This is a genomic window from Bradyrhizobium sp. 956_D2_N1_4, from assembly GCF_052076025.1.
Taxonomy (GTDB): Bacteria; Pseudomonadota; Alphaproteobacteria; order Rhizobiales; family Xanthobacteraceae; genus Bradyrhizobium; species Bradyrhizobium barranii.
This window is the reverse complement of sequence record NZ_CP197237.1, coordinates 2,207,328-2,220,551: the sequence shown is the minus strand read 5'-3', so window position 1 is coordinate 2,220,551 and position 13,224 is coordinate 2,207,328. Positions and strand designations below refer to the sequence as shown.

At 61.5% G+C, this 13,224-nt stretch carries 9 protein-coding genes and 2 pseudogenes; 1 reads left to right on the top strand and 10 read right to left on the bottom strand.

Going from position 1 to position 13,224, the window contains the following annotated elements; all coding sequences use genetic code 11:
* Window positions 1-48: 48 nt before the first annotated feature.
* The 7 genes from AB7535_RS09910 to AB7535_RS09880 all read right to left on the bottom strand — a co-directional run bounded on the left by AB7535_RS09910 (window position 49) and on the right by AB7535_RS09880 (window position 7,851).
* The gene (locus AB7535_RS09910) at window positions 49-1,662 is read right to left on the bottom strand and encodes an ABC transporter substrate-binding protein (protein ID WP_028159863.1); all 1,614 of its coding nucleotides are present in this window, start codon (window positions 1,660-1,662) and stop codon (window positions 49-51) included.
* 45 nt (window positions 1,663-1,707) lie between these two features.
* Entirely contained in the window at window positions 1,708-3,162 is a 1,455-nt protein-coding gene (locus AB7535_RS09905; protein ID WP_354113022.1) for an amidase, read from the bottom strand.
* A complete protein-coding gene (locus AB7535_RS09900) occupies window positions 3,152-4,144 on the bottom strand; it encodes an ABC transporter ATP-binding protein (protein ID WP_354113023.1) in 993 nt (330 codons plus the stop codon). The genes AB7535_RS09905 and AB7535_RS09900 overlap by 11 nt, the downstream gene beginning before the upstream one ends.
* Window positions 4,141-5,103 carry an ABC transporter ATP-binding protein gene (locus tag AB7535_RS09895; RefSeq protein ID WP_354113024.1) on the bottom strand — a complete coding sequence of 321 codons (963 nt, stop codon included), beginning with the start codon at window positions 5,101-5,103 and terminating at the stop codon, window positions 4,141-4,143. Before AB7535_RS09895 ends, AB7535_RS09900 begins: the two co-directional genes overlap by 4 nt.
* Window positions 5,103-5,954, bottom strand: a complete 852-nt coding sequence (locus tag AB7535_RS09890; protein WP_028159866.1) for an ABC transporter permease — start codon at window positions 5,952-5,954, stop codon at window positions 5,103-5,105. Before AB7535_RS09890 ends, AB7535_RS09895 begins: the two co-directional genes overlap by 1 nt.
* Window positions 5,955-5,957: 3 nt before the next feature.
* Window positions 5,958-6,974 (bottom strand): ABC transporter permease, encoded by a 1,017-nt coding sequence (locus AB7535_RS09885; protein WP_049826468.1) that lies wholly within the window; start codon window positions 6,972-6,974, stop codon window positions 5,958-5,960.
* Window positions 6,975-7,275: 301 nt separating this feature from the next.
* Window positions 7,276-7,851 carry a cupin domain-containing protein gene (locus tag AB7535_RS09880; protein WP_196236582.1) on the bottom strand — a complete coding sequence of 192 codons (576 nt, stop codon included), beginning with the start codon at window positions 7,849-7,851 and terminating at the stop codon, window positions 7,276-7,278.
* 188 nt (window positions 7,852-8,039) lie between these two features.
* Here AB7535_RS09880 and AB7535_RS09875 point away from each other — a divergent pair.
* Window positions 8,040-8,621: pseudogene (locus tag AB7535_RS09875) on the top strand (TonB-dependent receptor domain-containing protein); the annotation flags it as partial.
* Window positions 8,622-8,852: 231 nt separating this feature from the next.
* On the opposite strand, the gene AB7535_RS09870 reads toward AB7535_RS09875, so the two are convergent.
* The 3 genes and pseudogenes from AB7535_RS09870 to AB7535_RS09860 all read right to left on the bottom strand — a co-directional run bounded on the left by AB7535_RS09870 (window position 8,853) and on the right by AB7535_RS09860 (window position 13,207).
* A complete protein-coding gene (locus AB7535_RS09870) occupies window positions 8,853-9,476 on the bottom strand; it encodes a Crp/Fnr family transcriptional regulator (protein ID WP_049826470.1) in 624 nt (207 codons plus the stop codon).
* Between the two features lie 197 nt (window positions 9,477-9,673).
* Complete coding sequence (locus AB7535_RS09865; protein WP_439036165.1) at window positions 9,674-11,464, bottom strand: adenylate/guanylate cyclase domain-containing protein; 1,791 nt, start codon at window positions 11,462-11,464, stop codon at window positions 9,674-9,676.
* A gap of 619 nt (window positions 11,465-12,083) precedes the next feature.
* A pseudogene (locus AB7535_RS09860) lies at window positions 12,084-13,207 on the bottom strand (metallophosphoesterase).
* Between the last annotated feature and the right edge of the window lie 17 nt (window positions 13,208-13,224).

Genomic DNA, 13,224 nt, shown 5'->3' with positions numbered 1-13,224 from the left:
TCCCCGATGAATGGCAAGCGCCCCCGTTCGAGCGCGCTTGCCGTCCTCTCATTCCTTGTAGAGTTTGCGGAAATCCGGATGCGTGTGAAACCAATACTCAAAACCCTTGACGTTCTTCTGCACCGCATAGTCGGCAAACCGCGTGTAGAGCGGGATGCGAGGCAAGTCGGTCATGACGATGTCGACCATCTTGTTCAGGCTTGTCTTGTAGATCTCGGGATCGCGGGTGAAGCGCGCCTGGTCAATCACCTTGTCGAGGTCGGGATTGACGTAGTTGGCAGTGTTGAACACGGAGTTGTTGCCGCCGTGGAAGGTCCAGAAGAAGAAATAGTCGGGGTAATCGAGCCAGCCATAGAATTCGGCGATGACCATCGGCATCGTCTTGCTGGCCATCTGGGCAAACCAGTTCGAGCCCGGGACCTTCTCGATCGTGAGTTCGACGCCGATCGTCTTGAGCGCCTCCTGGATCAAGATGGCAGTCGGCTCGCGCACGGTGGATTCGCTGAGATCGATCGACAGCGTGGTCTTGAAGCCGTTGGGGAACCCGGCCTCGGTCAACAGCTGCTTGGCCTTCGCAAGATCCTGGCCATGCTTGATCGGAACGGGCCACGTCGCGTCGGGATAGGGTTTGTCAGGGTCACCACCGAACATCGGCTTGGCGCGGTTATAGAGCGCGGAGCTGACGATCTCCTTGTAGGGGATGGCGTAGGAGATCGCTTCACGCACCTTGGGATTGTCGAACGGTGCGATCTTCACATTCATATCGACGAACACGAGGTCGTTCTGCACCGGCACGCCGATGATCGTCACCTTCCCCTGCTCTGCCAGTTCGGCATAGTCCTTCGGCGGAAGGCCGACCGACATATCGACGTCGCCCTTCTCCAGCAGCGCGCGACGCGTACCGGCCGAGGCGATCTGCCGATAGACGACGCGCTTGAGTTGGGGCAGCGGGCCGGACTTCCAGGCGTCGAAGCGGGTAAAAACAGTCTGCTGGCCGGGCGACCAGGACTCCACCTTGTAGGCACCGCCGCCGCAATCGTTGCGTGACACCCACTCGAACGCCCACGGGTCTTGCGCTGTCGCGTGCTTCTTGGCCAGCTCGGAATTGACGATGACGGGCACCGGCACGACGAGGTCAGGCATCGTCAGCTTGTTGAACTGATCGAACGTCGCCTTGAAGGTGTGATCGTCGACCACCGTGAACTGTTCGGGCTTGACCAGGGATCCCGCCGCCATTTGCACCGCCGGAAAGCCGCCGGCGGCGATGGCGCGATCGAACGACCATTTGACGTCCTTGGCGGTGACCGGGCTGCCATCGTGGAACGTCGCGTCCTTGCGCAGATGGAAAATGTAGGTCTTGCCGTCCTCGCTGGCTTCCCAGCTCTCGGCCAGCTCTGGCGTCATGACCTTGGCGTCGTAAGATACCGTGCCGTCGGCCAGCTTTTTCTCGCCGTGGCTGACGAGCCGGTCGTAGGCCTGCCACACCACCATGCGGCTGTGATCGTTGGCGGTCGGCACCATCGTGTCGAGACCGTTGGGGCCCATTTCGGACACGATCACCATCGTGTCCTTGGCAATTTCGGCCGCGCGTGCGGAAGCGCCGGGCCAGACAACGGACGCTGTGAGCAGCGCCGCTGTAGCGAGACTACGATCGAACTTCATATCGTGCGTCCTTTCTGGATTTCGGTTGAAAAAGTCGAGGCAGCGTCAGAGGCCGAGATCGCCCAGCAGTGTCGGCCATTTGTGAGCCCACGGACGCGCTTGTTCGAAGGCGCCGGAGGCGGCGAGCACGGTACGATCTGCCAGATGGCGGCCAATGATTTGCATGCCGACAGGCAAACCGGTTTTGGTGAAGCCGGCGGGAATGGTCGCTGCTGGCTGGCCGGTCAAATTGCAGATGAAGGTGAAGCAGAGCCAATCGCCGGTAGAGACCATCTTCTCTTCGATGATCTCGGGCCCCTGCATGTAGAGCGGGAATGCCGGCACCGCGAGCGTTGGCGTGATCAGGAGGTCGTAGTTGGCCATGAACCGCCACATGCGGTTGCAGACCATCTGCCGGATCATCTTGGCGTCAGTGAATTCTTCGGCCGTCCATTGCCGCTGCAACAAGCCGACAAGGTGCGGCGACATTTCCTTTTCATGCCCCTTCATCATGCGGCGCATGCCGGTGAGGTCGGTGTCACCGGCGACCATGGTCCAGAAATGCGGAAACGGATCTTCCCATCCCGGATTGGCGCGCTCGACCGTGCAGCCGAGATCGGTCTCGAACACGCGCACCGCTTCAGACACGACGCGGCGGACTTCCGGGTCGACCGGCGCGTAGCCCCAATCTTCGCTATAGGCGATGCGAATGCCCTTGATGCTCTCCTTCACGGCGCCGACATAGTCGAAGTCGGCAGCCGGGATGGAATAGCGATCGCGCGGATCGGGTCCGGTGATCACCTTCAGCATCAGCGCCGAGTCGGTCACGGTGCGGCTCATCGGGCCGACGTGCTCGAGCGATTCCCAGCTCGAGACGCCGGGATAGCGTTCATCCCGGCAACCCGGGTAGAGCGGCACCCGCCCCATCGAAGCTTTGATTCCGTAGAGCCCGCAAAGCGCGGAAGGAATGCGGATCGATCCGCCGCCATCGGAGCCGATTGCGAAAGGTGCGACGCCGGCCGCGACCGAAGCTCCGGAGCCAGCGCTCGATCCGCCGGATGTCATGTCGAGATTCCAGGGATTGCGCGTCGCCGGAAAAACCGGGTTGTGGCCGACGCCGCTGTAGCCGAATTCCGGCACGTTGGTCTTGCCGATGATGACTGCGCCGGCGTCTTTCAGCCGCTCGACGACGATGTCGTCCTCATCCGGCACGAAGTCCCGGTAGAGCGGAGAACCCATCACCGTCAGGATGTCCTTGGTGGCGACGAGATCCTTGATTCCGATCGGTACGCCCGCCAGCAGGCCGGGATCCTTGCCGGCTGCGATCTTGGCGTCGACTGCCGCGGCCGCAGCGCGCGCCACATCGGGCGTCGGTGTGCAGAAGGCATGGATGTGCGGTTCGAGCTTCTCCATGCGGCGCAGAACGGCTTCGGTGACCTCGGCGGCGGATAGCTCCTTGTTCCTGACCTTAGCCGCGACGGTCGCGGCGTCCATGCGGCAGATCTGATTGTCAGCGCTCATCGGTTCCTCCATCGGGTGAAAGAGCGAAGTGGCAGGCGGCGAAATGGTCCGGGCCAACCGCGCGAAGCGGCGGCATGGCCTTGGTGCAGATGTCGGCCCCCTTGGGACAGCGGCCGTAGAAGCGGCAGACGTTGGGGTCCGGATCGATCGGGCTGCTCGGACTGCCGTCGAGTCGGGGCCGCGCTTCACCGCGCCGTGCCGGATCCGGGATCGCGGCGACCAGCGCCTGCGCATAGGGGTGACGGGGCGCGGTGAACAGCGCCTCCGCCGGCGCGATCTCGACGATCTTGCCGAGATACATCACGACCACGCGCGAACAGAGAAGCCGCACCACGTTGAGATCGTGCGACACGAACAAGTAGCTCATCGCCAGTCGCGCGCGCAGGTCGGCGAGCAGCCGCAAGATCACGGCTTGCACCGACACGTCGAGCGCCGAGGTCGGCTCGTCGAGGATCAGCAGCGACGGCTCGACCGCAACGGCGCGCGCGATGCCCACCCGTGCGCGCTGGCCGCCCGACAATTGATGCGGGTAGCGCTGCAGCAGTTCTTCTGGCAGTCCAACCAGCGCGGCGGTGGCGCGAACGCGGCTGTCCAGCTCGGCACCGTTATTCATGCCGAGTAGCCGTTTCAAGGGATCGGCGATCGCCTGGAAAGCGCGGAACGATGGATTCAGGCTTTCGGTCGCGTCCTGGAACACCACCTGAATACGCCGCCGGCTTGCCGAGGACGCGAACTTCGCCTGCGCAATCGCGGTGAGATCCTCACCGCCGAGCAGTATCTGGCCCGCCGTGGGATCGATCAGCCGGCCAAGCAGGCGAACCATGGTGGATTTGCCGCAGCCGGATTCGCCGACCAGGCCGACGCTTTCACCGGTGCCGATCATCAGATCCACATCGTCGACCGCGTGGAGCCGGGCGCCGCGCGATGCCCGCTTGATCGGGTATAATTTGGACAGCGACCTGACTTCGAGCAGCGGCGTCATGACAGGGGAAACCGACAGCGCACGACATGCGCGGGCGACAATTCGGTCCAGGGCAGCTCCGCCTCGTCGCAGATTAGCTGCCGCCGCTCGCAGCGTCCGCTGAAGCGGCACGGCGGCAACGCGCCGCGCAGATCGGGCAAATGGCCGGGAATGGAGTTGAGGTCGTCGAGACGCGATTCCGGGACGGGCGTGGCGGCGAGCAACTGGCGTGTATAGGGATGGGCCGGATGATCGAGCAGCGCCTCGGTCGACGCGATCTCGACGATGTGCCCGGCATGCATGACGGCGATCCGGTCGCAATATTCGCCGGCGAGTCCGAGATCGTGAGTGATCAGCAGCGTCGACATCCGCGTCGAGCGGCTCATGTCCCTGATCAGGTCCATGATCACCGCCTGGGTTGTCACGTCGAGCCCCGTCGTGGGCTCGTCCGCGATCAGGACCGACGGTGTGCAGGCCAGCGCCATGGCGATCATCACGCGCTGGCACATGCCGCCCGAGAGCTCGAACGGATAGGCTTCCGCCCGGCGTTCGGGATCGGGAATGCGGACTCGCGCCAGTGCTGCGATTGCCGCTTTCCTGAGATCACGACTCGGCAGCCCGGCATGCTCCTGCAGCACGTCCTCGACCTGCTTGCCGACCTTACGGATCGGATTGAGCGCTGTGCGGGGGCTCTGGAAGATCATCGCCATCTCGCGTCCGCGCAGTTCGCGCATCGCTTCCGGGCGTGCCGCCAGAAGATCGATGCCGCCCATCGTGATGTTGCCTTTGGTGATCTGCGCCGCCTCATCGTTGAGGCCCATGACGGTGTAGGCCGTGACCGACTTTCCGGATCCACTTTCACCGACCACGCCGACGATCTCGCCGCGGCCGACCGACAAGCTCACGTCGTCCAGCGCCCGCACCACGCCGTGACGGGTGCGAAACTCCACTGACAGATTGTCGATCTCGAGCTGCGCCATTACACGCGTTTCCTCGGATCGAGCAGATCGCGCAGTCCGTCGCCCAGCATGTTGAAGGAGAACACCGCGAGCACGAGAGCGGCGCCCGGGAACATGAAGGCCCACCACTCGCCGGAAATGATGTAGCTGGCGCCTTCCGAGACCATGATGCCCCATTCCGGCGTCGGTGGCCGGACTCCGAGCCCGATGAAGGACAGGCCGGCGGCATTGAGAATCGCCCATCCCATGTTGAGCGAAGCCTGCACCATCATCGGCGGCAGGACGTTCGGGACGATATGGTTGAGCAGGACGCGCAGCGAGCCGTTGCCGCCCATGCGCGCCGCCTCAACATAGCCGAGCTCGCGCCGCACATTCACCTCGGCGCGGGCGAAGCGGCAATAGAACGGCAGATTGATGATCATCGTGGCGATGATGATGTTGGCGACGCTGTTGCCGAGTGCCACCACGATGCCCATGGCCAGCACAAACAGCGGGAACGCCATGATGGTATCCATGGCGCGGCCGATGATGCGGTCGGTCCAGCCGCCGAAATAGCCGGCGAGCGAGCCGAGCGCCAGGCCAACCACGAACGACAGCGCCACCGCCGAGACTGCCATCCCGAGGTCGAGGCGCGTCGCGACGATGACACGGCTGAGAATGTCGCGTCCGAGCGCGTCGGTCCCGAACGGATGCAGGGCACTGGGCCGCGCCAGTTTGGTGGTGGCGGAGGTGACCAGAGGATCGTACGGCGCGATGTAAGGTCCGAAGATCGCGCACAGCGCCAGCAGCACCAAGATGATCACGGCCATCAGCGTCAGGCGGTTTTCGCCAAAGGCATAACCTGTGTTGCGGGCGAGCGTGACTATACTCATCGCTCAGCCCTCGAACCGGACGCGGGGATCGACCAGCGTCGCGAAGATGTCGACGGCGAGATTCAGCAGCACGTAAAGCACCGCCATCATCAAGACGAAGCCCTGAACCGCTGCGTAATCGGATGCGATGACGGCCGAAACCGCGTAGGCGCCGACACCCTGCCAGCCGAACACCTGTTCGATCAAGACGTTGGACCCCAGCAGGAAGGAGAACACCATACCGAGCACGCTGCTGACCGGCAGCAGCACGTTGCGGAATGCGTAGGTCATCAGGATCTTGCGCACCGGCAAGCCGCTGGCGCGCGCAGTACGGACGAAGTCGCTGCCGAGCGCCTCCAACATGGCCGCGCGCGTGATGCGCGCGATCGGCGCCAGCGCGAACAAGCCGAGCGATATCGCGGGCAGGATCAGCTGGGACAACGACGCGCGGAGCACCGGCCAATCGCCCGCGATGAGTGCGTCGATGGTGTAGGCCCCGGTGACGTGCGGTGGCGGCGAGAAGACGATCTCGTTCAGACGGCCGAGCGGCTGCGGCGCCCAGCCGAGCAGGAAATAGAAGATGTAGACGAACAGCAGCCCGACGAAGAACGTTGGGAAGGCGGCGCTCACGGTGACCAGCGCACGGCAGGTGTGATCGACGCTTCCGTTGATGCGGGTCGCGGCCCACACCCCCATCGGGACGGCGATGCTGATCGCGAACAAAAGCGCAAAGGACGACAATTCCAGCGATGCAGGCAGCCGCTCGAGCAGATCGGTCAACACCGGCTGTCCCGTGGTGAGCGAACGGCCGAGGTTACCCTGCGCGAGGTCACCGACATAGTGCACGAACTGCACTGGAAGCGGGCGATCGAGGCCCAGCGTGGCGCGGATGTTCTCGATCGATGCGGCGTTCGCGGCGGGGCCGGCGAAATACGCCGCCGGGTCACCCGGCAGGGCGTGGGAGATGAAAAAGGTCAGGACGACGACGCCGATCAGACTCGGGATGGTGCCTAGCAAACGTTTCCAAACGAAAGCCATCAGCGGTTCGCCTGCCGTTATTCGCCGGTGCGACGGCCATGCCGGAGCGCATCAACGTGGTCGGGCCCCATCGACATCTGATACAGCCAGGGGCAGTTGGCATGCATCACAGTCATGCCCGGGTTTAAGCAAGCGTTATGCCAGCTCGTCTTTCGGAACCTTTGGTGCAGAGCCAGCGGATCAGCGCGCTTTACTGCGAAGCTACCTCGCGCCTCCACCAAGAAATAAAGTGGTTTCGAAGCGCAGCTGCTTTAGTTCGCGCCACATGCATTAAATTCATGCACCGTGAGCCTGAACGCTCGGCTCAGTGAACCTGGGGGGTATTGACCCAGACGATCTGCGCTTCGTCCGGCCCGACGTTGCGATAGCTGTTGGTTAGATACGCCTTGAAGAAAAAGGAATCGCCTGCAGTCATCAGATAGGTGGTGTTGTCGATGGTGAGCTCGATGGTTCCGGACACGAGGTAGCCGACGGCCTCGCCCTGATGGGTAATCAGATCGATCTTCTCGCCTCCCGGGGCCACCACGTGAACATTGGCTTCGAGCAGATTTCCGGCGGCTACCGGCACCAGCCGCTCATACACAACGCCCGTGCCACCGCGCAGCGCATCAACAGGCACCTTGAGCCGATCCTCGGGCTTCTGCACCAGCTTGTAGTCGTCGATCCGCAGGCCAAAGAACGAGGCCATGTCGCGGTCGAGCGCGTCGACCATCTTGGCGAGCATCGGCAGCGACGGCATGACCTTCCCGGCCTCGATCTTGGAGATCATGCTCTCGTCGCATCCGACGACCTGCGCCAGGTCTCGCATTCGCAGCCCCTTGGACAAGCGGGCACGCCGGATACGCGGACCAATTTTCAAGGTGTTGTTTTCAGAGCTCACGCAACATTTTCCAGCCAGTTGGACGGGAAGTGTATGCATTATAATCACATGATTTACCAGCATGCTGGGGCAAATCTAAATGGAATGGGCAAACCGAACTCTTCGCCCGCCTACGGGCGAGGCTCGCCCCCGACCTGACAAGCGAGAGCCGTTGGCTTCTACAGTCCAGGCGACCTTGGGGTCTCGCCCACGCCCGTGAGTCGCGTAACATCACGGTTGCTACCGCCACGGCCGCATGTCCCTATCCTGCAGGCACGACCGGCACCGTTTCCTGCATCACCGCAGGTTCGGCCTATCGCATCCGCGGCATCGATCTCGGGGTGAGCGGCAAAGTCACCGACAGATGGAGCATCTTCGGCGGTTTGGTCTTGATGCAATCGGAAGTGACGAAGTCACTCATTCCGCCTGGCAACACCGCTCTCTACACCACGAACGTTGGCCTTCCGCTTTCGAACGTCGCGCACCAATCCTTCAGCCTGCTCGGCAAGTACCAGGTGAACGACATGTGGGAGCTCGGCGGCCAAGCGGTCTACCGGTCGAAGGTCTACGGCGGCACGTTCCTTGCCGCCAACCAGGTTAACTCGATCCCCAGCTGCTGGTGCTTCGATGCCTCTGCGGAAGCCAAGATCGACCGGCACTGGAAGCTGAAGCTGTTGGTCAACAACATCTTCGACAAGCGCTACTACGACGCCCTCTACCAGAGCGCGGCGCCGTTCGTGTTGGAAGCACCGGGTCGCGCCGCGCACCTAGTCATTTCGGCCCGTTACTAAGTCAGGCGCCGGGAGCAATGCCCATTGCTCTCGCCAACTGACCCTTGCGGTCGGCTGGAACGGTGTTCCATCATCAACCTCCAGCAGCCGACCGCAATACGATCAACAAAAAAGGCGCTATTACTTCCGGCCATGGCCCATCAGCGAATTGGCGACGCGCCTCAATGAAGTTCGTTCAATGGGCATAGCGGACTGAATCTGGACTTTCAGCAGCCGATCCGATCCAGGACCTCAGTTGGAGTTCCTGCTGACGGCGATAGGAGCCAGCCGGGAGGCATTTTGCGTCATTCGAGTAGCCGTCAGTCGTAGGAAGTACAAGGATAAGCCAGGATTGCGCTCGCATAGCTTTTTCAAAGCTTCATCGCTGATGCAAAGCAAATCCACATGAGTTGCTGCCACTGCGGTCTGCGTGCGCCGCCGCTCTAAAGAAAACAATCCAATCTCTCCGAAAAGATCCCCTGCCGAAAGTCGCTGGTCAATCTCCGGAAGCCCGACTTCACCCGATACGATCATATAGAGCAGATCGGCGTGCTGGCCTTTTCTGAAAATTGTTTCTCCCGCCTTGAAATGCTTCGGCCACATGAATGGTTGCATCCATAATGGCGAAAGATCCGTGGCCGCGGCCAGCTTCGCTTTCCGAAGCAAATTCATCATGCGAACGAGCAGTACTATGTTTAAAGGAAGCAAGACGACGTGCAGAATAAGGACAGGGTATAGCGCGGCGCCGAAACCGTAGCTGATGAACGCAAGGTTACTGCAAATTGCCACCGCACGCAGGCTCAACATGGTGCTCATGCAGAACGTGAGCAGGACAAGAGCCGACGCCAAATAGCCGATAGCTTCAATCAAGGTCATTTCGGCGCCCGATCGCAGCAATCAATTGCAGAAAGAATGCTGCTAGCATCGCTTGCGGTATCGGGCAGAAATGAGGCTCGCGGAGAGCCTTGTGGCCTGCTCCCGGCCCTCACCATCATCCTGGACACCTGCTTCTTTCCCAAAGCTGAAATGTCGTGGCCGTTGGTCCGGGGTCGACTTTTGCCCCAGAGGCGACGTCACTGCTCCGGCACCCCAGCCAAGCTCAGCCCCTCATACAGGTGAGCGCGTCCGGCGAGGTAGATCGGGTTGTCGCTTGGCAAGTGGAAGCGCACGCGGCGTATGGAGAAACTTGGTTTCAGGGCAAGTGCCGCCCGCGCCGCGCGCTTAGCCTCCTCGATCGCACCGAGCCGCGCCAACGCAGCTGCCAGCCAAAAATGCGCGAGCGGATGATTTCGATTGGCCTCAATGCTACGGCGTAAGCAAAATACCGCCTCTCCATATGCGCCAAGGTGAAACTTGGCCATTCCGACGATCATCAGCCAAATATAAGAACGGGTATCGCGAGGAGACAAACGAAGAGCCTCCTGCACATCGGCTTCGGTCTCGCCTGCACGGCCGATATACACCTTGGCGAGACCGATCCAAGCGTATGCATGGGCCAAATTGCGATCCAGCGCCAAGGCCCGTTCGCATTCAGCAATACCCTCAGGCACGCGGTTCGTAAGAACTTGGACGACGCCCAATCGCAAGTGCGCCAACGCATGCTGTGGAGCCCGCGACAAGACCTCATTTATAGTCGCCTCGGCCATCGCAAGGCGCGGAGCGGGCTCGTCTGTTAACAATGCGGCGACCGCTGCTTCATCCAGGCCTGCGCGTCCGACCAGCGCCTCGATGCAGCCCGGGTCTAACACCAAGGCTCGTTCGAAAAAGCCGCGCGCCTGCGTCAGGTGCTCTGACGTAGTCCCTCTGTTCGCGATAGCGACACCCTGGAAATAAAGATCCATAGCGTCTGGATCTACGGAGCGTTGGGCTCGCCGCGCCTCTGCCGCAATGAGCTCAGCATTTAGCGCACCAGCCAACCGAGCGACGATCTCGTCCTGCATATCGAACAGATCAGCAAGAGGTTTATCAAACCGTTCGGCCCAAAGGTGACTGCCACTTTCGCTGTCGACAAGTTGAGCGTTCACCCGAAGCCGATTGCCACTTCGCTGGACAGATCCTTCAAGCACGTAGCGCACGTTCAATTCGCGCCCAATCCTCTTTAAGTCGATCGTTGCACCTTTGTACGTGAATGCGGTGTGTCGGCCGATTACAAAAGCGCCGGATATGCGCGACATGTCTGTGGTCAGTGCCTCTGTGACGCCGTCCACGAAATACTCTTGCTCCGGACCACCACCGAGATTGGCAAAAGGCAGCACAACAATGGAAAGACGAGGTGGAGAGGATGAAGGCCGGAGCGCCCGCTGTGCCGGCGACGATGTGCTCAGGTCATCCCAGATTACAGCGTAGGACCGCACAGCCCGATCAATGTTCTTGAGAGGTCGCTCGCCCAGATCGATGAAGTCGACCCCAGCTTTGCCGCGGACATAATCGTACGCAGAAGACGAGATACAGATGCCGCCTGGTTGCGCCAAGCTCTCAAGCCGCGATGCGATGTTGACGCCGTCTCCGAAGATGTCATGTGGCTCAACAATTACGTCACTAATGTTGATACCAACCCGGAACGCAATGCGCCGTTCTTCCGCGTCACTAGAGGTCAGCTCCTTGACGCGGCTCTGGAACAGCACCGCAGCTCGAACCGCTTCGACGGCGCTCGGAAACTCGGCCAAGAACCCGTCGCCGGTATTCTTGACGATCCGGCCGCTGTGGTTGGTGATTGCTGGATCAACAGCCTCTGCCAATAGCGCTGTTAGCTTGGTGTGCGTCGCCTCTTCGTCATGATGCATCAGCCTCGAATAACCGGCCACGTCGGCGGCCAATATAGCCGCCAACCTGCGCTCGACCCGCCCTAGCCGCTCCTGCGCCATGGCCCGCGATCCACTTTGGATGCCATTGTACGACGGATCAGATGGAATGCCCATCCGGACCGATGTCGTCTATTGGCCGACTTTTCAGCCCTTAGCCGACAAAGCCGCGCTCCGAAATCAGACAGAGATGAGATCGGTCACCCCCCAACTACGCCGATGCGCCGGCTTCCAGATAATTGGAGACGAACTTAGCGCCGTTTCGATCGATGAGACGGGCGCAAGCGCCCCGGAGCGGAAGTCGCAGACCGGGACGGTCCGAACCTCTGGCACGGACACCAGCCAGCGAATCCGGCGGTGGCGCAAATGCGAAGTGCCGCGGCGTCTACCAAGGCGACCCTCGCAAATATCTCCGCTCGCACACGAGCACGACATCCCTGAACGTACGGCCTTATCCGCCCGAGAAATCCACCCCGTTAGAGGCTACGGGCGAGATCCTAAAGCGCCAGGTCTTCGCGGTATCAATCCCGATCTGGCCCGGGCCGCCAAGCGCCATCCGATAGGCGGGTCTCTAGCTGATGGGAGCTAGTCCTTTACGTGCTGCGATGCAGCGGTCCGGTGTTGGCCCATAGCTGACCTCACGCCCTTGGCTTGCCGTCAGTTTTTGGACCCAAAGTCGACCTCACGTGGCACTCGTCTGGCGCAGCGTGATCCGCGTCAATTCAGACGGACGACCGAGCCGCAGCGCGAAGCCCGGCCATAGGGCCGTGCCGTTATTCACGTAGAGCATCATCCCGTCGACGTCGTACCGACCTGAAACGTAGCCGGCGTTGGCGCGCGCGGCCAACCTGTCGAGCCCTAGAATCAGTCCTCCGTGCGTATGTCCGGACAGTTGCAGAGCCACGCCAAGCGCCGCGGCGTTTCGTGCGTCGCCTGGCTGGTGGTCGAGCAGAATGAGAGGAGCGCCTTCTGGAGCGCCTTCTAGGACCGCAGCGAGATCGCGGTCGGGATGTCCTCTATGGCGCGATGCCCGGTCGGTGATGCCAGCGAGGACCAACTTACCGCCATTGCGCTCGAGAACGATGTGCCTGTTCTCGAGCGAGAGCAGTCCCAACGCGGCGAAGTGTGCCATCCATGTGCTGTAGCCAAAAATGTATTCGTGATTCCCGGAGATCACGTAGACGCCGTCGGGCGCCCTCAAGTCCCGCAACGGCCCGATGTCGGCGCGTCGCGCTTCAAGCGTGCCATCGATCAGATCTCCGTGATCGCGATCAGGTCCACGCCGAGTTTGTTTGATCGCTCGACAACAGCGCGCGCCCATGATGCTGGAAAGAGGCGGCTGATGTGAAGATCGGTGAGTTGCAGAATGGTATAACCGTCGAATTGCAGCGGAAGTCCGGGGATGCGGACTTCGACGTCCTTCAGCGGCGGAATCCTCATTGCCTGATGGACGCCGGTCGCAGCCGCAATCGATGCTAACCCGGCCAACCCGTAGCGGACACCGTCGGGAGCACTCAGGGGGCCGCCGTGGATCAGCAAGCCGAATAGAAGTCCGGCATCGAGCATCAGTTGAAGCAGCGCCAGCAGGACGAGCGCGCCGAAAGCCCAGTTGAAGATAGCGACAACCGGTCGCGGGAATTCCGGAGAGAACACGGAGCCTGACGAGAGCTTGCTCCACCGGTGAAACTGCAATGCGACCAATGCAAGCGCGGCAACCACGATCTTCACCGAGAGCGGCAACTGCAGCGGCCAGATAAAGCGGGTCAGGATAAGCAGGTAGACCAGGCCGAATATAAGCTGAGGAATGTATTCACTCCAAATTT

Coding starts and splice junctions, on each gene's coding strand:
- AB7535_RS09910 (WP_028159863.1), bottom strand. CDS start 1,662: ATGAAGTTCGATCGTAGTCTCGCTACAGCGGCGCTGCTCACAGCGTCC.
- AB7535_RS09905 (WP_354113022.1), bottom strand. CDS start 3,162: ATGAGCGCTGACAATCAGATCTGCCGCATGGACGCCGCGACCGTCGCG.
- AB7535_RS09900 (WP_354113023.1), bottom strand. CDS start 4,144: ATGACGCCGCTGCTCGAAGTCAGGTCGCTGTCCAAATTATACCCGATC.
- AB7535_RS09895 (WP_354113024.1), bottom strand. CDS start 5,103: ATGGCGCAGCTCGAGATCGACAATCTGTCAGTGGAGTTTCGCACCCGT.
- AB7535_RS09890 (WP_028159866.1), bottom strand. CDS start 5,954: ATGAGTATAGTCACGCTCGCCCGCAACACAGGTTATGCCTTTGGCGAA.
- AB7535_RS09870 (WP_049826470.1), bottom strand. CDS start 9,476: ATGACCTTGATTGAAGCTATCGGCTATTTGGCGTCGGCTCTTGTCCTG.
- AB7535_RS09865 (WP_439036165.1), bottom strand. CDS start 11,464: ATGGCGCAGGAGCGGCTAGGGCGGGTCGAGCGCAGGTTGGCGGCTATA.